Raw genomic sequence first — 20093 nt, forward strand, 5'->3', positions numbered from 1 at the left:
CCTGGTTCAAACCGCTTCCAGATTTCCCAACAGAATGGATGTCATATCAGCGGTAAATACATCATCGACAACCGTAACTGGCGCGCCAGTCTGGTAGTTCACCGCAGATCTGGATATCCCCGAAAGGTCCGTATTGGCATCCAGAAAGACCCAACCCGCCTCATTGGGCGTGGGGAGGCCAACGGCCACCTGAAGCACCGCAAGTGCATCCAACGCAGTGACGGTTCCGTCTCGGGTTATGTCCGCCGCAATCCAGTTCTCCGGGGCTGCGGGGCCCCATGTCGGGTCAAGACCAACCGCCATGCGCAGGACCTGCAAAGCGTCGAGTGCGGTGATTTCGTTGCTTGCTGTCGAATAAGATTTGAGAATATCCAGTTGGCCGGCAAATGTGCCATCGGGAAGACCCAGATCGAACTGTCCCATAGCGTTGGCTTGGGCGGTGATCATATTGCCGCCAGCAGGGGTGAACTGAACCTCGGCTCCGCGCAGGCTGTCATTTGGTGCCCGGGAGTCAATCGTGACATGCCCGAGCACTCCCGGGGCGGCGTTATTGTCCGGCCCGCTGTTCAGGGTTGTGGGAATGTGGTCTGCGCCCGTGAATCCGGACCCGAAGACGTCAGTGCTGGTCAAGGGTCCGCCGGATGCCGATACAAGCTCAATATCCTCTCCCTGATACTGGATTTGTGCGCCCTGGGATGTTGAAGTAAAGCTCAACTGCGCCGGAGATCGAAGGAAGGCATAGTTGGTCAGGTCCAACTGGTCCTGACCTGCCTGGAAGTCCGTGATCGTGGTCCGTCCACTGTCTTGCCGGATGACAAAGATGTCTGCCCCTGCCCCGCCGGTCATAGTTGTGGCGCTGGTGCCTGTGATCAGAATATCATCCCCGCCACCGCCGATCAGTGTCGAATCCAGGAGCCCTCCGCTGAGCAGATCATCTCCGGCGCTTCCCGATACAAGTCCATAGCCTTCGGTTACTATGCCCAAATTCGCAACCGATACGCTCAGTTGCGTCAGCCCAGCATCCTCTTGCGAGGCCACGAAAATCTGCAACTCTTCGCCGATATGAGCCACAGTCAGGCTTTCAACGTTTTGCAAGCCGCTTGCCAGAGTGTCTGCGATACTGTCCCGGTGGATCAATTGCCCGTCAGGGGTCAACGTAAACAAGGTGATCCCGTCATCCCCGCCTCCGGCCAGCACAAATACATGCCCGTTGACTTTGACAACCGATAAGTCTTGCACCGAGGCGAACCGAGTGTGCAACGTATCAAGCGCATGATCGGTTGGAATGAGCTGCCCGGTGGCATCGAGCCTCATGACACTCAGCGAATTGGATACGGAGCCAGCCACCACGACCCAGGATTGCCCATAGGCCTGCGTGACCTCGATGGAGGTCGGCGCGTTGATACCCAGCATCTGAATGGCATTCTGGTCATCGATCTGACCCAACGCGCCCGTGCTCTGGTTTACTGAATAGGCGCGAATGGTGCTGCTGGCCGAGTCGGAGGCAACCACAAAACTTTGGCTACCGACTTGCAGTGACTTCAGGCTGTCTGCGTGCCCGGCCAAAACATCTGCGGGTGTCAACGAGCTGTCGCTGTTAATCCAATAAGATCCAATCTGACCGGTCGCTTGATGTGCCAGTGTCAGCAGGCCGGTCCCTCCAACCGAAAGCTGGACGGCGCCGGTTATGCTTCCGCCTGATGTAAGGCTGTCTGTTTCCACCAACGCACCCAGCGTACCGTCCGGGTTCAGATCATATCCGACCAGCCCTGTCGCAGTGCTGACGTCGAGAATCAGCTTGTCCTTGCCTGCGAGCGTAACTGGCATGCCGATGCGTCCAACATACGGAGCAATCGAGACGTCGAAATACTGCTGATCTTCTATTTGCGGTGCAGCACCATCGACGAGCCGCCACGACACGATCCCGCCGCCTTTTCCGGTGACGCTGTAAAGATAGGTGTCGCCGTTAAACGTTTTTAAAGCCGTATCGCCGATACCTGAATCGAGCGCTGCGGTCCCCGTTGCGACCACTCTTTCGACCTGAAGCATCATGTGTCATCACCCCACGCCAACCTTGGCACCCAGAGGCAGATGATCAGATGCTCCGCCCGAAACCCGAGCGGAAATGTGGTGAAAACAGGGAGTTCAGTTTCAGATTAACTCAATTTTTCTGGTTCGAACCTATGAAGTACCAGTTGGCAAAACAAACAAAGTTCCTCTTACGGAGTGATCTGCTGCTTGGCTTTGTAGGGTTATCCGACGCGAGGGCACGATGACCAAAGAAACCGTTTCAAATAACGTTACACCAATGGATGGCACCAAGGCGCGCCGGGTTAAAAAATGGATAGACGCCAAGCTAAAGCGCGCTTCGGGCCGTGGTGTGCTGGGCGGTCTGGGGTCGACTCTTTTGGCCCTGCCTGCATTGGCTCAAGCGACCGACGCTGAGCTGGCCGAATTTCAGTTTGCAGAAGCCATTCCCGGTGTCCAGTCAGCAAAGGTTCTTCCGAATGGCGATGTGCAATTGGTTATGACCGATGGCAGAACGCTGCGAGTTGCGGCGGAAAATGTTCAGATACTGGACAACGGGACAGTGATGATCGCGGAAGCCTCGGCGTTGGAAATCGCTGAGCTGAGCGCCGTGGCCGAAGCGGGTGCCGCCACAGCCGCGGCCAGCGGCATTAGCGGCGTCGGGCTGGCCTTGGGCGGGCTTGGCCTCGCTGGCGCGGCCGCTGCCGGAGGTGGCGGCGGAGGCGGCGGCAGCGACAACGATGACGATGAGAAAACGGAAAGCGCGCCCACTGCGCCGCGCCCTCCAAGTCTGAATCTTGCGGATCTGCAAGCTGGCGCTCTGAGCAATACCAGCACAAACACCACGGCACCCGACGGTGCCGCTACGCTCGACGTGACAATCGGGTCGGTAACAAAAACCGTAACGCCTGCGCCAGATGGCAGTTGGAATGTGTCTCTGACAGAGGTCGAGGCAGCGGGGCTGCCGCAAGGCACGGAGTCTGTTATTGTCAAAAGCTATGACTCAGGCGGGCTCGAGCTCGCGTCGTCGGTGAAAGAGTTCTTTGTCGATACGATTCCGCCGGATATCGCTGTAACGACCTTTTCAGCGGGCGCTGTTATTAACGCTATCGAGCAAGGTACCGATTTGCGGGTATCGGGCACGACTTCTGCCGAAAGCGGGCAGACCGTTTCGGTCTCTGTTGACGGGCAGACCTATACTGGCATCGCTTTGAACGGGGCTTGGTTTGTAGATGTTCCCGCCTCGGATCTCGCAACTCTTTCGGACGGTTCGGTAATCGCGGTGACCGCAGATGTGTCGGACCGGGCTGGAAATCCGGCGGCTCAGGCTACGGCCAGCTTCCAGACTGACTTTGACGCGCCGTTGCTGACGCTGGACCCAGTCGCAGGAGGCTCGATTGACCTTGTGGATACCACCGGCGATCTGGTTGTTACAGGGACAACGACCGCCGAAGACGGTCAGGTCGTGTCGCTTTGGTTCGGGGGCCAGACATACACGGGCGCGGCATCTGGCGGTGCTTGGTCCGTCACGATCCCAAACGCTGATCTGTCGGGGTTAACCACAGGATCGCCTGCTGCTTTCAGTGTCTCCGTCAGCGATGCGGCAGGTAATCCTGCCAATTCTGTCAACGTCTCCGTTCCTGTCGATCTGACGGGCCCTTCTGTCGCGATCGCGCCTCTCAGCGTGGGCGCAGTGTTAAACGCTGCCGAAGCAGGGTCAGACCTGAGTGTCACGGGCACCACGGGCAATGTATCGGACGGCCAAATTGTAACGCTGTCCCTGGATGGAAAAACTTACACAGGTGCGGTGTCAGGAGGCAATTGGTCCATTTCGATCCCGGCAGTTGATCTTGCCGGTCTGACGGACGGAGGCAGTTTCGCTTTGACTGCGGATGTCACGGACTCCGACGGGCTTGCCGCACCCCAAAGCAGTATAAACTTCTCCAAAGACGCATCGGCCCCCAGCCTGAGTATCGATGGTTTCTCGACGGGCAGCATCATGAATGCGGTCGAACAAGCCGGAGATTTCACAATCACAGGCTCGACTTCGGCGGAAGACGGTCAAACGGTGACGGTATCCATGAATGGTCAGATGTATTCCACTTCTGCCGTTGGCGGATCATGGAATGTGACCGTCCCGGCATCGGCACTCAGCGCGCTTTCAGATGGCGCAAACATTTCCGTTCTGGCTGATGTTACCGATGCGGCGGGCAATCCGGCGGTCCAAGCCTCGGGCAGTTTTACCACGGATTTCACAGCGCCGAGTTTGACGATTTCATCTTTGTCAGACGGGGCGGTCATGAACGCCTCAGAGCAGGCCACAGATCTTGTGATCGCAGGATCATCCGACGGCTCAGATGGAACAGTGGTGTCCGTCCAGATCGAAAGGCCGGATGGCACGATTGATGTTTCCGGCACCACAACAGTGTCAGGGGGAAGCTGGTCTTATACCGCGACGGCGTCGGCGCTGAGTGCATTAGCGGATGGAGAAACCTACAGCGTTGTCGCCGCAGTTTCTGATACGGCAGGAAACAACACCAGTTCCACAGCAGGTTTTCAGACTGACTTTACACCTCCAACTGTTGCTTTGAACCCTTTGTCGATCGGTTCCGTCCTTGATATTGTCGAAAGGGGCGTTGATCTGAGCGTGTCTGGCGCGACGACGGCCGAGGATGGTCAATCCGTGACCGTCAGTTTGAATGGATTGAACTATTCGGCCGTAGTTTCAAGCGGCACATGGTCAGCGACCATCCCTACCTCAGATTTGGCCGTCTTGGCTGATGCCACCCAATTTACGATCTCAGCGTCGGTCGAGGATGACGCGGGCAACATGTCATCGAACGCAACGACGACTTTTACCACGGATTTCACTCCGGTTCTGCAAATAAGCCCAATCGGAATGAACAGTTCGGTCGATCTGCAAAATGCTCAAAGCAGTGGAATAACGGTTTCGGGCAGTTCCAGTGGCCTATCATCCGGTCAGGTTGTCGATATTCTTTTGAATGGCTCTTCGGTCGGAAACGCAAATGTCGGTTCGGATGGTGGCTGGAGCCTTCTAGTTCCAAACACTGCTTTCGCAAGCTCTGCCGCCGGAGATGCACTGGACTTTACCGTTCAGGCGACGGTTTCCGGCGGGCCCGATCCCGCACCCGCTGGCGAACAGGTTTTTGCCCACACCCAATCCGCCTATGTCATTGTCGAGGCCGGACGCAGCGGATCAACGATCACTTTTGAGGTTTACGCCGATTCCGGGCGCGATATCTCCAGCGGACTGGCGTTTGATGCCGAATTGGGTTTTGACCCTTCCATCGTCACTTTTGACAGCGGATCCGAGGTTGAAAACTCTGATTTTGATCTGTTCCTCACCAACCAAACGGGTCCCGACACGATCAAGTTCGGCGGCGCAGCGACCAGTTATGGTGACTTGTCTCAACCGGTCGTGACCTTTTCCATGACCATCCAAACACCTGGTCAGCCAATTACCTTGTCGATCAAGACGGCCGATGGTGGGCCAAGCAAATTTCATCTGGGTACAACCGGCGCAGATACCCTGACTGGAAGCAACGTTGACGATGTTCTGCGCGGTGGTGGTGGCGATGATGCTATTGATGTCTCGGGCGCAGGGCGGGATGTCGTGGTTATCGAAGCGGACGCAGCCGCCAATGGTTTCGACACAATAACCGGGTTTAACTTGGGACAGGCAGCGAATTTTTCAGACGCCCTTGTTTTTGAGGGGCTTAATACCAGCGCGTTAAGGGGCCATGGCACCGACATCGAGGTTTTATCTTCGGGCGGCACACTGGGCGCTGATACGGGGTTTGTCGCGTTGAGCTCTGTACTGTCGGATCTTGGTGAAAACGCAATTGCGACCGCAGCTGGTGCCCTGACAGGGGCGCAGTCCGGCGACGAACTGTATCTTTTAGCTACAGACGGCGCTGACAGTGTGTTGGTTAAGGTCGATTACTCGGCACCAAATGTAGCCTCGGTTCAGAAAATGGCGCAATTCGATGATCTGTCTGACCTCAATGATCTGAGGGCTGACAACATTCTGATCAGCGATCCGACAGGCGCAACAGCCTGATCTCCCAATACCATTGCGCGTTGCGGCCCGTTCCGCACGCCCATTTGTAACAAGGTTTATCAGATGGCACAGAAGGGCCTATTCCCCGTCAGTCGCGACCGCCACGAACACAAGTTTTGGCATCCATTCACTTCGTACGACTTTGCACGACATGTTACACGGTGCACTGTTGTTGCAACCGAGGTCCAGCGAACAGCAGCAGCTTTTCCGATTGTTTTCCAAGATGCCGAAGGCATCCAACCAGTCGCTGTATTCAGTCTGTTTACAGAACAAGAAAATCCGTTTGTCGGGACCGATGGCAGCTGGCGGGCAGGTTATGTCCCATCCGAGTTCAGGTGTTTTCCGTTCTGCTACGTTCCATCGCCGGAAGTTAAAAGGGAGCCAGACGGACACTTTTCGTTACTGGTAAACGAGGCATCCGGGTTGGTCAGTGACGGCCCTGGAGGATTTCGTTTTTTTGACGAAACAGGTCGATTGGATCAAAAACTACAGGAAGTTTGTACATTTATCAAAGCGCGATCGGCTGCGCTGGCGCAAACAAGAGAACTTTGCGAGGTCATGGCTGATATGGATCTGCTTGAGCCGATGGCGTCAGACGATCCTTGGCCTGCCATCCCGAGCTCGTTTCAAGTGAAAAAGGCGCGCTTCCAAACCCTCAGCACGAGTCAATTGACAACATTGGCCGCCAATGGCGCATTGCGCTTGATCCATGCACATCAAGTCTCGTGCGCGCATTTTGCGTGGCTTTATCAGCTACAAACAGGCGGAGCAAAAATTGCGAAGAGACATAAGAAAAAGTTGAGCAGTTTCCTGACCGCTATGGCGGAAGACGTGGACGCAACCGTTCAGCCAAGTGGGGGTCTTCATGCGTGCTTGTGAACCCTTTAAGCCATTCGTTGCGTTGCTGATGTCAGGCCTTGGCCTAATCGCCTGTACCAAGACACCAGACTTGCTTCCTGTCGAGGTCTCGTTTGAAAGTGGAACCTTGGGCTCAAAGGCCATTCAACCTTCAAGTGCTCTGACCCGCAGCAATTTTGGAAAGCGCGTGCAAGCGGCCGTTCGGAATAACCCGGCGCTGGCCCAATCGAAAACACAAATGCAAATCGCGCAGGCGGATCAAGACGTGGCGAGAGGGGCGTTCCTGCCACAGGTTTCTCTCGGGTTAAATACCCGAAGCGAACCGGCGCGCACGAACTTTGGCGAAGTGTCGCCCTATCTGCGCGTATCTCAGCTGGTGTATGATGGTGGCGTTGCCTCTGGCGATCTGGCAGCGGCGCGCGCGCGCGTTTTCGAAAGCCGCGGCAGTCAACTACAGTCTGTTTCGGCGACGACCATGGCCGCTGTCGAGGCGTACAAGGTGGTTCTGGATCAAAGGGCTCTGTTGGAAGTGGCCCGGCGCAACGTGGCTGAACATGTTGAATTGCAAACCCAGATTTTCGACCGTGTGGCCAGCGGGGCCGGGTCGAACGCAGATGCGCTGACTGCCCGGTCAAGGACGGCGGATGCCAGAACACGGCTCGCGGATGCCCAAGCGCGCCTGGATCGGTCTGAGGCCCGTTATCAGGAGGTTTTTGGACTACGACCTGACGCATTGTCAGCGGTGATCGCCGCGCCGGCATTGCAACGCAGCGATATGCAGATCGTTTTGGATAGCCCGCAAGTCAGACGGGCCGACGCCGCATTGGTAGCGGCCCGCGCCGAATATGCGGCGGCCCAAGCGCGCAGAAAGCCCGAGGTTCGCGCATCCGCTTTTGCGGTTCAGGAGGATTTCGACGACTCAGATTTTGGGGTCGATTTGGTCGTGAACTACGAATTGGACAGCACGGGACAACGCCGAGCATCCATCGCTGCTGCCAGTGCCCGGGTCCAGCAAGCAACAGCAGACCGGGACGCGCTGGTTCGGGAAATTCGACGAGAACTTGGTTTTATTCGATCCGACCAGAAGGCGGGTGCAGACCGCCTGCAACAAGCGCGTCTTGCGGTTCAGGCCAACGCCGAAAGCGTTTCTGCCGCGCGTGCTCAGTTTTCGATCGGACGTCGGAGCCTCATCGAAATCCTTGACACTCAGCGCGACTATGTAAACGCGCAGGAGGTTCTAATTCTGGCTGAGCAAGAATTCTTTTTGACCAATTACGCAGCCCTTGCACTAACCGGGGATATCCTGGACCTGTTCGACCTCTCTCTGAACACATGGGAGGGTTCGCGATGATGGATGCCGCCTTGCCACTGACCGCGTTGGAAAGGTGTTTGCTGAATGTTGCCGAGACTTTGGGGCGGCAGATGAGTTTGGCCGACATTTACGACGCACAATCAGGGGACGCCAACAATTTGACAATACCGGATGTTGTCATGGTTGCCCGTCGCAAGAACATGCTGACCGCATTTGGCGCACGTAAGTTAAAGACCTTTGACGCAACGCTTACCCCGGCAATCCTACTTCTCGACGGTGATCGGGCCGTTGTATACCATGGGCGTTCCCCCAAGGGCCATGTGCGGATCTTCGACCCGTCGCTTGGCGACGGGATCGGAGAAGTGCCGGAAAGCAAGTTGGAAAAGGAATATGCCGGACATGCAATTCTCTTTCGACGAGAGGTGTGCGCGAATGTAGATCCGACAGCGTCTGATATCGGTGGCCATTGGCTGTGGTCAGCACTTGCCGCAAACCGGTGGTCATATGTCCAGATTGTCTTAGCTGCCGCGTTGGCTAACCTGCTGGGATTGTCCACTTCAGTCTTTATCATGATCGTGTATGATCGCGTCCTTCCAAACGAGGCGACCGAGTCCCTTGCTGCGTTGACTATCGGCGTGGGCTTGGCTCTGATCTTTGATTTTGTACTGAAGCTTCTCAGGGCGGGGTTCATCGATCGGGCCGGTCGCAATGCAGATCTATTCGTCGGTCGTCGCGTCTTTGATCAGCTCTTGAATATTAGATTGAAATCGCGGGTCGGGTCAGCCGGGGCAACGGCCAGCACAGTGCGAGAGTTCGAAACGCTACGGGAGTTCTTTACCTCGGCCACATTGGTTGCCGTCGTTGATTTACCATTCATCGCGATATTCATCTGTGCCATCTACCTGATTGGCGGGCCTCTGGCTTGGATTCCGGCGCTTGCAGTGCCTGTCGTTTTTTTGGCAGGTCTTGCGATCCAACCCATGCTGTCAAAACTGGCGGAACAAAGCATGCAGGATGGGATATCCAAACAGTCTGTGCTTGTGGAAACCGTAACAGGTCTGGAGACAATCAAAACCACTGCGGCAGGCGCGCAGATGCGAAATCGCTGGAGCGATGCGATGGATCGGCATTCGTCACATGGTCGCCGCAGTCGCGCAATATCGCAATTCGCCTTGAATTTCACGGGATTTACCCAGCAAACCACGCAAGTTCTCGTGGTGTTCTATGGGGTTTTTCTGATTTCCAATGGTGAGACCAGTATGGGCGCGCTGGTTGCAGCAGTCATGCTGACGGGCCGAGCCTTGGCACCGTTGGGGCAATTGTCCCAAACTCTGACCCGAACCAATCAGGCGCGCAGCGCCTACCGAAGTCTAAACCGATTAATGCAAGCCGAAAGTGAACGCCCGAGTGGGCGCAACTGGATCAAGCGTACGCACCTGAATGGCTGCATTTCGTTCAACAATGTGCATTTTCGCTATCCAGATCAGTCAGAAGATGCGTTGAAAGGGCTGAGCTTTACGATAGAGCCCGGAGAAAAAGTTGCGATCCTTGGGCAGATAGGATCCGGGAAAAGCACAATCGCTCGCCTCATGCTCGGATTGTATCAACCGCGGGTCGGGTCGGTGATGATGGATGGGCTCGACATCCGACAGATCGATCCACGCGATTTGCGGCGCAACATAGGTACGGTTTTGCAGGATATTTGGCTGTTCAGCGGCTCGATCCGGCAGAATATCAACAGTGGTGCTGTCCGGCCTCGGGATGAGGACCTGATACGGGCGGGTCAAATATCGGGTGTTGAGGATTTTGTTTCCCGCCATCCCAGCGGGTACGACATGCAATTGGCCGAACGCGGCGAAGGTCTTTCCGGGGGGCAGCAGCAGGCGATTGCACTGGCGCGGGCACTCATCGGCAAACCGCCGGTTCTTTTGCTGGATGAACCGACAAGCGCCATGGATGTCAAAAACGAGGCTGAGATCATCGCGCGGCTAAAGGCGGCTTCAGTCGGAACAACGATGGTAGTTGTGACGCACCGCACCAGCCTGCTGGAGTTGGTAGACAGAATAATCGTCATCGAAGATGGCAAAGTTGGTGCAGACGGGCCCAAGAGTATCCTCACACAACATATTCGCAAACCGGGGAGGCACCTGAATGTCGCGGCATCCTGATCTCGACAGTCTGGCACGAGAGATGCGAGGTCGCTCGCCACTAAGGGCGTCGTTGCTGCTTGTCGTGATAATTGGGTGCCTTGTTTCGGCAGTCATTTGGGCGAAATTCACTGAATTGGACAAGGTCGTACGCGTGGACGGTCGAATTGTCCCGTCACGCGATATCCAGATCATCGAAGCAACGGAATCGGGTGTGATCCAGGGTTTGCATGTGCGCGAAGGCGAGGTTGTGGCGGCAGGTGCGTTGCTGATGGAACTGGATTCAGCCCAAATCGACAGTGAGTTGGGTCAGGAGCAGCAACGTGCATTTGGGCTGCGCGCGCGTGCTCAACGGTTGAGTGCCGAAATTGACGGTCAACCGTTGGATTTCGAACCCGATCTTTTGCTTCATGCGCCGGATGTGGTTCGGTCCGAAACTGCACTTTACCAGGGAAGGCGCGCGGAACTGGATGCCGAAATCGCGATTTTCGACAGGCAGAGACTGCAAAGGCAACAGGAATATGAAGAAGGATTGGTGGACAAAGTAACTGCCGTCGAAACACTAAAAGTTCTGGCCGAGGAACGCGCGATGATGGCCCCTTTGGTGAAGCAACGCATGGAGCCTGCAACCACCTTGCTGGCGCTCCGCCGCAGCGAGGCCGAGTGGCAGGGTCGAAAAGTCAGAGCCGAAGCTGTTGTCCGTAGGCTTGAAACCGGTCTGGAGGAAATCGAGGATCGCAAGGATGCTGTTCGCAGCCGGTTTCGAAGCGCGGCTTTGACCGATCTGGCATTGGTGACGGCGGAGATTGCCACATTGCAACCGACATTGCCCGCATTGCGGGACCGCGCAGCTCGGGCGCAAATTCGCGCGCCGGTTCGAGGAATCGTGAACCGGGTCCACCGCTCAACGCTTGGAGGATTGGCGCGAGGTGGAGAAGAACTGATTGAAATTGTTCCTCTTGACGACACGTTGCTGGTCGAAGCCTATGTCCGCCCGAAGGATATTGCCTTTTTGCATGCAGGTCAGCCGGTCAAGGTCAAGATCACGGCATATGACTTTTCCAGATACGGCAGTCTGGACGGTGAGATCACCCGCATAGGTGCCGATACGATTTCACGATCAGAGCGCAATGAAGAGGAGGTGTTTGTGGTGGAAATAAAGACGTCAAATACACTTCTGGATGCGGACGGTGTCGCGGTGGACATCATACCCGGAATGGTCGCAGAAGTGGACATTTTGTCTGGTCGTCAAACGGTTTGGGCCTATTTGATTCAGCCTGTGAATAAGGTCAAAGACCGTGCTTTGCGAGAGTGATTTATCGCCACCAATGTGCTGTCAACGCCAGTTCACATCACCAAGGAAGATGTACCCAGCCCCATATATCGTTTTGATAAGGCGCGGATTTTTGGGATCTTCGCCAAGCTTGGTGCGGAGTCGGGAGATCCGGACATCCATGGCACGATCAAAACTGTCTCCGGCGCCACCGCCGAGCATCTCTTGCATGCGTGCCCGGCTGATCAAACGCTTGGGGCTGTCAAGAAACAGGCGCAACACTTCACCTTCGGCGTGGCTGAACGGTGTATTTATTCCCTTTGCATCAATCAGAACATACCGGTCGAAATGGGCGGTCCATCCGTTGAATTCTGCAACTTCAGAGTTTTGTATCGCTGGTCGGGTCGACCGCAGACGGGCCCGAATGCGGGCGACCACCTCGGCAGGGTCAAAAGGTTTGGTAATATAGTCATCCGCACCAAGCTCAAGACCAGTGACGCGGTCTTGCACCTGAGCGCGCCCGGAAATAATGATGACCGAGGCCCCTTGCTCAAGCGCCAAACGATGCACCAGTGCCAGCCCGTCCGTATCGGGCAGTGATAAATCCACCAGGCAAACATCCGGCGTGACCCGCTTCAATGAAGCTTCAAACTCCCGCGCGCGCGAAAAGCTCTGGGTCCGAAATCCTGCGTCCTCAAGGGTATCCGTTAGAATCCGGCGAATTTCAGGCTCATCGTCAAGTATGGTGACCAATGGCTGGTTCATCATGCAGCCTCGCAACTGATCAGCGCCGCCAATTGCGCATGGTTGAACGGTTTTTGCAACACGGGGGCCAGTGCCAGCGCCTTTCGGTGCAACGGGTCGGTTGGCGGCAGTGAAGTCATAAGAATGCAAGACAAACCCGGACCAAGTCGTTCTGCGATGTCGAGACCCGTTCCTGCACCCTCCAGTCGAATATCCGACAGGACCAGTTCGATATCCTGAATATCGTTGATCAGGTTCAGTGCCTCATCGGCAGAGGTCGCCTCGATAACGGCGTAACCGAGGTCGATCAGGGTTTCGCGGAATTGCCCGCGCAGATCGTCATTATCTTCGACTAGCAATACAAGTCCGGATTGCGCTGGCGGTGCAGGACGATATGGCAATCGCAAGACAACCGATGCACCGGACGGCGTATTGCGCAGGTTCAGGTCACCGCCCGCAAGTTTCACGGTATCGTAGACCATTGGCAGCCCCAACCCTGACCCGTCACTGCCTTTCGTGGTAAAAAACGGGTTCAGCGCTTGGTCGAGCGCATCAGACGAAAATCCTGGCCCGGTATCTGAAACGGTAATTTCGATCCAGATCGTCCCGATGGCATGGGCGCTGATGGTGATCTGTCCGGATACACCACAGGCATCCCGCGCATTCAGGACCAAATTCAACAGCGCGTCTTGAAGCATACCAGGGTCCAGCATCAGCGCGCGATCCGGCAAGGTGTTCACAACCGACAGCCCCATACCGCGCGGCAAAGACGGGGACGCGAGCGTGCGCAAATCCTCTAAAAGTTCGCGCATATCCGTGGACCGCGGTTGAGGCGTCCGGCTGCCGGTCATATCAGCAATGCGATTCAGCAATTGCCCGCCCCTGCGCGCGGTTTGCTGGGTTGCCGAGATCAGTTTCGCTGCCTCCTCTGGCAGTGCCATCTTGGCCAGACGCGCCTGCATGCCCAGGATGATGGTCAGCAAATTAGAAAAGTCATGTGCCAACCCGCTGGTCATCTGGGCTGCCATCGCGCGGCGCCGGGTTTGCTGCAATGCCACGCGGGCCTGCGTTTCTTCGGTGATGTCCACGGACATAACATACACGCCCCCTTCCCCGTCCGGAGTGAAAGACACCCGCAACCTGCGTGAATCGTGATCCTCGGTGAATTCGAATACAGACGGATTGCCGGAATAGGCCTGTTCCAAATGCGGCTTCACGCGCTCATAGGCCGCCGATCCAAGCGCTTCGGACATATGCAGCCCCAGAATGTCCGAAGGCCGCCCGGGCATGACAGAATTCAGACGTCGGTTGGAATAATCATAGTATCTGTCGGCATCCAGATGGGCGATATGAGCCGGCATCATTTCGGTGGTCAGGCGTGTTCGCGCTTCGATTTCGGTCAACTGGCGCTTGGCCTCTTCCAGCGTTGTGATCGTGGCGGCAAGTTTGCGGTTGGTGGCCGACAATTCCTCGGAATGGCTTAATACCTGATCTGACAGCTCTTCTGATCGGGCCCGCAGCAAAGTCTCGATCCGGCGTGTTCGGGTGATATCGGTATAAACCGCAACCCAGCCGCCGGTTGGCAACGGGGCACCCTCGACCGAGATGACCTGACCGTTGGGGCGTTCACGTTCCATGTAATGGGGTTCAAACGCGCGAGCTTGCTCGACCCGCTGTTCAACAAGCGTTTCAAGGTTGTCTGCAGTCCCGTATTCTCCGCGAGCGGCCAGAAAGCGGATGGTGTCACTGAATAGCGACCCCGGCTGAACCAGTTCATCAGGCAGGTCGAACATCTCCTGAAACCGCAGATTGCACAAGACCAGCCGTAACTGACTGTCGTAAATGGACAAAGCCTGACCGATCAGGTTCAGCCCGGCGCTGGTCATTGCCTTGATGCGCTGTTCGCTAATGTCCACTTCCATCCTCCGACGATATAGTCCTAGCACCGGATTTGGCGGTCGTGTAGAGGGTTCGCGCTGCCAAGGGGCCCCAGCACAGGGCGGCCGCGACCTGGCGGTATCTGTAGCGTGGCCGCAATTTGGCCAATGAAAATCTGAAGATGGCAAACAAACCCGTTGCAGGTGAACGCGATTTTCCTTCACATACCGCTATGACGCAGCCAACGATAACCACCGATACTGATGCAGCAGGGGTTTGCATCCGGATTGCCGGTGAGTTGGTAACCCAATCGCTTGAATTTGTTGAAAAGGGGTTTCGCGCTATCAAACCCGGTGGCGCGGATGTGGTGCTGGATATGTCCGGCCTGCAGAAGATGGACACCGGCGGCGCCTGGCTGATTGCCGATCTGTCCAACCGGCTGAGCATCAATGGCGCATCCGTCAAAATCGAAGGGCTGAAACCTGCTCATGCGTCCTTGCTGGACACGGTGACCCGCAGCATTCCGAAAGAGGTTGGCGTAACCGAACCTCCGCGTGGGTTCGTGAACTGGCTGGGCCGCTTGGGGGAACGCACCGTCGGAGGCTGGCAGGACACGTTGTCCATGCTGGAATTTCTTGGGCTGACTCTGCACCGGCTTGTCCGTACGATTTTCAAACCATGGCGTCTGCGCCGTGCCGCCTTGGTGTCCCAGATGGAGCAGACAGGTTTCAAGGCACTGCCTATTGTCGGCCTTATGGGCTTCCTGATCGGCGTTGTTCTTGCCTTCCAGGGGGCGACGCAGCTCAGGCAGTTCGGGGCCGAGATTTTTGTGGTCGAATTGATCTCGATCTCGGTTCTACGCGAATTGGGTATCCTGCTGACCGCCATCATCGTTGCAGGGCGGTCAGGGTCAGCATTTACAGCCTCAATCGGGTCGATGAAAGTTCAGGAGGAGATCGACGCCATGCGATCCCTCGGTCTGGACCCGATCGAGGTTCTGGTCATCCCGCGCGTCGTCGCGTTGCTGATCACATTGCCGATCCTTGGCTTTGTGGCCAATATCGCAGGTCTGGTTGGCGGTGCATTGATGAGCTGGATCGACCTGGGCGTCAGCCCCGGCATGTTCATGACCCGTTTGAAGGAGAACACAGGTGTCTGGCAACTGGCAATCGGGATGATCAAGGCCCCATTCTTTGCATTGGTAATTGGCGTGATTGCCTGTTGGCAGGCCATGCAGGTCAAGGGATCATCGGAAAGCGTGGGGCAACGCACGACAGCTTCGGTCGTGCAGTCTATTTTCATGGTCATTGCGCTGGACGCGCTGTTTTCGATCTTCTTCTCGATGTTGGGTGTCTGAGATGGACGGAACCGTGCTTCAGGATGCCACACAGACTGACACTCAGAGGCAGGCGGTAATACGGGTGCGCAACCTGACCAACCAATTCGGCGATCAGGTCGTGCACAAGGATCTGAACCTGGATGTCTGGCGCGGTGAAGTTCTGGGTGTGGTTGGCGGATCAGGCACCGGGAAATCCGTTCTTTTGCGCACGATTGTAGGCTTAAACCGTCCCACCGCAGGCGATATCGAGGTGCTTGGCGTTGACGTTCTGAACGGGCCGGAGGCGGAACGTCAACGGATCGAAAAAAGCTGGGGAGTCGCCTTTCAGGATGGCGCGCTGTTTTCTTCGCTCACCGTAATGCAGAACGTCATCGCGCCGATGCGGGAGCATACCGGCATCAGCGAAAGCCTCATGAAAGCCCTGGGTGGATTGAAGATCAGCCTTGTCGGTTTGCCACAACTCAGCTGCGGCAAGTTTCCCTCGGAGCTGTCTGGTGGCATGCGAAAACGGGCGGCCTTGGCCCGGGCACTCGCGCTGGACCCCGAGATCGTGTTTTTGGATGAACCGACGGCCGGCTTGGACCCGATCGGGGCCGCGGCATATGATGACCTGATTGGCGAGTTGCAGCAGGCGCTGGGGCTCACGGTTTTCATGGTTACCCATGATCTGGATAGTCTTTACGCGATATGCAACCGCATCGCGGTGCTTGCGGAGAAACACGTCTTGGTTGAAGGTCCGATAGAAGAAATGACCGACGTTGATCATCCGTGGGTACAGGAATATTTCACCGGTCCCCGCGCCCGAGCGGCACAAGTGAAGGGGCAGAACAGGTAGAGGCGATGGAAACCCGGGCAAATTATATCCTGATCGGCGCGTTTACTCTTGCAGGTATCCTGGGCGCGTTCGGTTTTTTCCTGTGGCTCGCCAAGTTCGAGGTGTCGCGGCAATACGCTTACTACGAGGTGCTGTTCGAAAACGTCTCGGGCCTGTCGGCGGCAGGTGGCGTCAGCTACAACGGTTTGCCGGTCGGTCAGGTGATTTCGCTGGAACTGGATGAAGAAGACCCTTCAAAAGTCAGGGTGCGGCTGGAAGTGGATGCTGACATTCCGGTTTCAAAAGACACGATCGCGCAACTTCAGTCATTGGGTGTGACAGGTGTTGCCTATGTTGAGTTGTCTGGCGGCTCGCCCACGGCCGAGCGATTGCCGAACAACAGTTTGATACAAAGCAAGCGCAGCGCGATTCAGTCCTTGTTCGAGGGCGCGCCATTGCTTCTGGAAAACGCCATTTCGCTGATCGAGGATGTCAGCAAGGTCGTCGATGAGAAGAACCGGGACTCGGTAACTGAAATTCTGGGTAATCTGGCCTCGGCTTCGGGACGTCTGGACAAGACCTTGTCGGACTTTGAATCGCTGTCATCTGATCTGGGAAGTGCCGCGCGGCAAATTGGCGATTTTACCAATCGTCTGGATCAGTTGGCCGATACCGCAGAAACAACTCTAACAACGGGAACCGACACGCTGAACAGCATCAAAGATGCTGTGGGCAGCGCGAAGGCTGCTTTGGAAACCGCGAATGATACGCTGGTCACAGCGAAAGACGTCATTGCGCAGGATATTCGTCCGTTTATTGAACGGGGATCGGCATTGGCGGACAATCTGATTGTCCTGTCAGAAGAAGGTCGAGTGTCGTTGGCAACCATTACTGAAACCTTCGCCAACGCAAATGGCACTCTGGGATCAATCGATACGGCCATGAGTTCGGCAGATGCAACGCTGAAATCTGCACAAAAGACGTTTGATACAGCCAACCGCGTGCTGGACGAAGATGTCGCGGCGGTCGTGGCCGATATCCGCAACGCGGCCAATCAGGTGGCGACGACGGTCACCACGGTAACAGACCGGATCGATGCGATATCCGCCGATATCCTGAGCGCCTCGCAATCGGCTTCCAATCTGTTGGGAACCATTGATAATATCGTGCAAGAGAACCGCAGGCAGGTCTCGGATTTCCTGCGTGTCGGATTGCCTCAGTTTACCCGGTTCATCGAAGAATCTCAGCGTCTGGTCATCAGCCTGGACCGGTTGGTGGATAAGGTCGAACGTGATCCTGCCCGCTTTCTGTTAGGCACCCAAGCATCGGAGTTTCGTCAATGATCAGGCCCGCCATATTTGTTTTAGTCGCGGCGGCACTGGGTGGCTGCACAGGGTTGGGAACGCTCAGACAGGCTTCAAAGCCCAACGATTTGTACCTGCTGACGCCCAAAAGCACCTTTTCCTCCTCGCTGCCGCAGGTGAAACGGCAAATCGTCGTCGAAGAACCTACCGCAACGGCCGCCGTCAACACCGATCAGATTGCGATTCAACCCAGCGCCCTGCAGGTGCAATACCTGCCGCGCGCCCGGTGGGTGGATCGTGCTCCGTTGATTGTCCAGACACTGATGGTCGAAAGCTACGAAAACTCGAACAGAGTGGCCGCCGTGGGACGCTCCACAGTTGGGCTGCGGGCCGATTACGTCATCGCCCCTGACCTGCGCGAGTTTCAGGCCATTGTCACCAATAACGAAGATGGTTCGCAGGCCGTGCGCGTCGAAGTGCGCCTGAACATCAAAATCATTGACGAGTTTGAGGACAAGATCATCGCCTCAAGCTCGTTTCAGGAGAATGTGAATTCTGCAAGCGGACAGACACCTGATCTTGTTGAGGCTTTCGACCTTGCATTGGGGCGCACGATGCGGGATGCGGTGGAATGGAGCATCCGTAAAATCCACACACACGCATCTAACAACCCAAATACAATCTCACGCTGACCGCCCCGATCAGAAATGGCTGGCCGAGGCGGTATTCCAGTCCTGTGCAAAGGCTGGCGGGATATCCTCGCCCAACAATACCCGGTCTTCCAGAATTTCATAAAGATCAGCATAGGTTTCTTCGTGCTCATCTGCTGTGCGTCGCAGAATGTCTGACGGATGCAGGTCCGAGACCTTCGCTTTACCCATCGCCCCCAGAATTTCGCGGAAGCTTTCCAATGTGGCGTCGTGATACCGATGAACGCGCTGGCGTTTTTGCGGGACGTTGACAGCGCGTCCGCGGATCGGGTCTTGCGTTGCCACGCCCGAAGGGCACCGGTTCGTATTGCAATGCAGCGCCTGAATGCAGCCGATGGCAAACATCATCGCCCGCGCGGCATTGCACATATCCGCGCCAAGCGCAAATTTCTCGATCATGTCGAAACCCGTGGCAACCTTGCCCGAACAGATGACCTTGATGTCGTCGCGCAAACCGATTCCGCGCAGGCAGTTATCCACAAAAACCAACGCTTCATTCAGCGGCATACCCAATCGGTTGGTGAACTCGACCGGCGCGGCCCCGGTTCCCCCTTCCGACCCGTCGACCGTTATGAAATCGGGTTGAATGCCTGTATCCAGCATCGCCTTGCAGATCGCCATGAACTCGGACCTGCGGCCGATGCACAGTTTAAACCCGACGGGCTTGCCGCCGGACATTTCTCTGAGGTGTTGAACGAATTCCATCAGGCCTGTGGGTCCATCAAAGGCAGAATGCGTGGGCGGAGAAATCACATCCTGATGCAGCGGAACCCCTCGGATTTCCGCGATTTCTTCGTCGACCTTGGCGGCGGGTAATACACCGCCATGAGAGGGTTTCGCGCCCTGGGACAATTTGATCTCGATGGCCTTCACAACATCTTTGCGTGCTTTTTCCGCAAACTTGTCCTTGTCGAAGCCGCCGTCAGCCGTACGGCACCCAAAATATCCCGTGCCAATTTGCCAGATTATATCTCCGCCTTCCGCAAGATGGTGGTGGGACAGACCCCCTTCGCCGGTGTTATGTGCGAATCCGCCATCCTTTGCGCCTCCGTTCAAGGCACGAATAGCGTTGGCACTCAGAGCTCCGAAACTCATGGCCGAGACATTCAAACGCGACGCGTGATAGGGCTTTTCGCATTGCGGCCCGCCCAGCATAATCCGCTCTTCTGTCTCATCCACATGTTTGGGCGCAAGTGAGTGATTGGCACGGTGGTAGCCGGTTTCCGTGATATCATATTGCGTCCCAAAGGCCTGCGTATCCAGTTGTCCTTTGGCGCGTTGATAAACAAGGCCACGCACAATCCGATTGTAGGGCCGGCCGCTTTCGTTGGTTTCGACGAAGTACTGTCGGATTTCGGGGCTGACAAATTCCAGCATATAGCGGAAATGACCCAACACCGGATAATTGTTCAGAACGTTGTGCCGTGTTGTCAACAAATCATACGCCCCGATGACCGTATAGGGCACAATCAGCACCAGCAGCCATAAAGCAGGCGCCCAGAGCAGCCCCAGCAAAATCGTGACCGGCAGCGCCAGAAATGCCACTGCAAAATACACCCTGCGAACAATCATTGCGATCTCCCTGACGGATCGGATTTGTAGCTG

Annotated in this window: 13 protein-coding genes; 9 read left to right on the forward strand and 4 right to left on the reverse strand. The window is 56.2% G+C overall.

The window, feature by feature from the left end:
• Window positions 1-6: 6 nt before the first annotated feature.
• The gene (locus ACR0K4_RS12815) at window positions 7-2052 is read right to left on the reverse strand and encodes a M10 family metallopeptidase C-terminal domain-containing protein (RefSeq protein ID WP_480854284.1); all 2046 of its coding nucleotides are present in this window, start codon (window positions 2050-2052) and stop codon (window positions 7-9) included.
• A 220-nt stretch (window positions 2053-2272) separates the two neighbouring features.
• Here ACR0K4_RS12815 and ACR0K4_RS12820 point away from each other — a divergent pair, with 220 nt between their 5' ends.
• From ACR0K4_RS12820 to ACR0K4_RS12840, 5 genes are all read left to right on the forward strand, one after another.
• Window positions 2273-6109: an Ig-like domain-containing protein gene (locus tag ACR0K4_RS12820; RefSeq protein WP_480854285.1), complete on the forward strand. Its 3837-nt coding sequence runs from the start codon at window positions 2273-2275 to the stop codon at window positions 6107-6109.
• Between the two features lie 63 nt (window positions 6110-6172).
• A complete protein-coding gene (locus ACR0K4_RS12825) occupies window positions 6173-6988 on the forward strand; it encodes a SapC family protein (protein WP_480854286.1) in 816 nt (271 codons plus the stop codon).
• The gene (locus ACR0K4_RS12830; RefSeq protein WP_480854287.1) at window positions 6975-8318 is read left to right on the forward strand and encodes a TolC family protein; all 1344 of its coding nucleotides are present in this window, start codon (window positions 6975-6977) and stop codon (window positions 8316-8318) included. Before ACR0K4_RS12825 ends, ACR0K4_RS12830 begins: the two co-directional genes overlap by 14 nt.
• Window positions 8315-10447 (forward strand): type I secretion system permease/ATPase, encoded by a 2133-nt coding sequence (locus tag ACR0K4_RS12835; protein WP_480854289.1) that lies wholly within the window; start codon window positions 8315-8317, stop codon window positions 10445-10447. The genes ACR0K4_RS12830 and ACR0K4_RS12835 overlap by 4 nt, the downstream gene beginning before the upstream one ends.
• Window positions 10431-11741 carry an HlyD family type I secretion periplasmic adaptor subunit gene (locus tag ACR0K4_RS12840; RefSeq protein ID WP_480854291.1) on the forward strand — a complete coding sequence of 437 codons (1311 nt, stop codon included), beginning with the start codon at window positions 10431-10433 and terminating at the stop codon, window positions 11739-11741. Before ACR0K4_RS12835 ends, ACR0K4_RS12840 begins: the two co-directional genes overlap by 17 nt.
• 21 nt (window positions 11742-11762) lie before the next feature.
• Here the strand turns inward: ACR0K4_RS12840 and ACR0K4_RS12845 are convergent, their stop codons facing one another.
• Together ACR0K4_RS12845 and ACR0K4_RS12850 are read right to left on the reverse strand one after the other, a co-directional pair.
• Window positions 11763-12464 (reverse strand): response regulator transcription factor, encoded by a 702-nt coding sequence (locus ACR0K4_RS12845; protein WP_480518836.1) that lies wholly within the window; start codon window positions 12462-12464, stop codon window positions 11763-11765.
• A complete protein-coding gene (locus ACR0K4_RS12850; protein ID WP_480854292.1) occupies window positions 12464-14365 on the reverse strand; it encodes a PAS-domain containing protein in 1902 nt (633 codons plus the stop codon). The genes ACR0K4_RS12845 and ACR0K4_RS12850 overlap by 1 nt, the downstream gene beginning before the upstream one ends.
• A 188-nt stretch (window positions 14366-14553) precedes the next feature.
• On the opposite strand from ACR0K4_RS12850, the gene ACR0K4_RS12855 reads away from it, so the two are divergent.
• Genes ACR0K4_RS12855 through ACR0K4_RS12870 form a run of 4 tightly spaced genes read left to right on the forward strand, consistent with a single transcriptional unit; the run spans window position 14554 to window position 18470 of the window.
• Window positions 14554-15678: an MlaE family lipid ABC transporter permease subunit gene (locus ACR0K4_RS12855; protein ID WP_480854391.1), complete on the forward strand. Its 1125-nt coding sequence runs from the start codon at window positions 14554-14556 to the stop codon at window positions 15676-15678.
• Between the two features lies 1 nt (window position 15679).
• A complete protein-coding gene (locus tag ACR0K4_RS12860) occupies window positions 15680-16495 on the forward strand; it encodes an ABC transporter ATP-binding protein (RefSeq protein ID WP_480854293.1) in 816 nt (271 codons plus the stop codon).
• A 5-nt stretch (window positions 16496-16500) separates the two neighbouring features.
• Window positions 16501-17817 carry an MlaD family protein gene (locus tag ACR0K4_RS12865; protein ID WP_480518842.1) on the forward strand — a complete coding sequence of 439 codons (1317 nt, stop codon included), beginning with the start codon at window positions 16501-16503 and terminating at the stop codon, window positions 17815-17817.
• On the forward strand, window positions 17814-18470 hold the full coding sequence (locus ACR0K4_RS12870; protein WP_480518843.1) for an ABC-type transport auxiliary lipoprotein family protein: 657 nt from the start codon (window positions 17814-17816) through the stop codon (window positions 18468-18470). The genes ACR0K4_RS12865 and ACR0K4_RS12870 overlap by 4 nt, the downstream gene beginning before the upstream one ends.
• A gap of 9 nt (window positions 18471-18479) precedes the next feature.
• Here ACR0K4_RS12870 and ACR0K4_RS12875 read toward each other — a convergent pair whose 3' ends face one another.
• Window positions 18480-20060, reverse strand: coding sequence for an FMN-binding glutamate synthase family protein (locus ACR0K4_RS12875; RefSeq protein ID WP_480854294.1), 1581 nt, complete (start codon window positions 20058-20060; stop codon window positions 18480-18482).
• Window positions 20061-20093: the final 33 nt, after the last annotated feature.

The organism is Ruegeria sp. K11 (assembly GCF_056531905.1).

What these genes read in the sequence shown, in the direction of transcription:
- ACR0K4_RS12815 (WP_480854284.1), bottom strand. Translation starts at nt 2,052, where the DNA reads ATGATGCTTCAGGTCGAAAGAGTGGTCGCAACGGGGACCGCAGCGCTC.
- ACR0K4_RS12820 (WP_480854285.1), top strand. Translation starts at nt 2,273, where the DNA reads ATGACCAAAGAAACCGTTTCAAATAACGTTACACCAATGGATGGCACC.
- ACR0K4_RS12825 (WP_480854286.1), top strand. Translation starts at nt 6,173, where the DNA reads ATGGCACAGAAGGGCCTATTCCCCGTCAGTCGCGACCGCCACGAACAC.
- ACR0K4_RS12830 (WP_480854287.1), top strand. Translation starts at nt 6,975, where the DNA reads ATGCGTGCTTGTGAACCCTTTAAGCCATTCGTTGCGTTGCTGATGTCA.
- ACR0K4_RS12835 (WP_480854289.1), top strand. Translation starts at nt 8,315, where the DNA reads ATGATGGATGCCGCCTTGCCACTGACCGCGTTGGAAAGGTGTTTGCTG.
- ACR0K4_RS12840 (WP_480854291.1), top strand. Translation starts at nt 10,431, where the DNA reads ATGTCGCGGCATCCTGATCTCGACAGTCTGGCACGAGAGATGCGAGGT.
- ACR0K4_RS12845 (WP_480518836.1), bottom strand. Translation starts at nt 12,464, where the DNA reads ATGAACCAGCCATTGGTCACCATACTTGACGATGAGCCTGAAATTCGC.
- ACR0K4_RS12850 (WP_480854292.1), bottom strand. Translation starts at nt 14,365, where the DNA reads ATGGAAGTGGACATTAGCGAACAGCGCATCAAGGCAATGACCAGCGCC.
- ACR0K4_RS12855 (WP_480854391.1), top strand. Translation starts at nt 14,554, where the DNA reads ATGACGCAGCCAACGATAACCACCGATACTGATGCAGCAGGGGTTTGC.
- ACR0K4_RS12860 (WP_480854293.1), top strand. Translation starts at nt 15,680, where the DNA reads ATGGACGGAACCGTGCTTCAGGATGCCACACAGACTGACACTCAGAGG.
- ACR0K4_RS12865 (WP_480518842.1), top strand. Translation starts at nt 16,501, where the DNA reads ATGGAAACCCGGGCAAATTATATCCTGATCGGCGCGTTTACTCTTGCA.
- ACR0K4_RS12870 (WP_480518843.1), top strand. Translation starts at nt 17,814, where the DNA reads ATGATCAGGCCCGCCATATTTGTTTTAGTCGCGGCGGCACTGGGTGGC.
- ACR0K4_RS12875 (WP_480854294.1), bottom strand. Translation starts at nt 20,060, where the DNA reads ATGATTGTTCGCAGGGTGTATTTTGCAGTGGCATTTCTGGCGCTGCCG.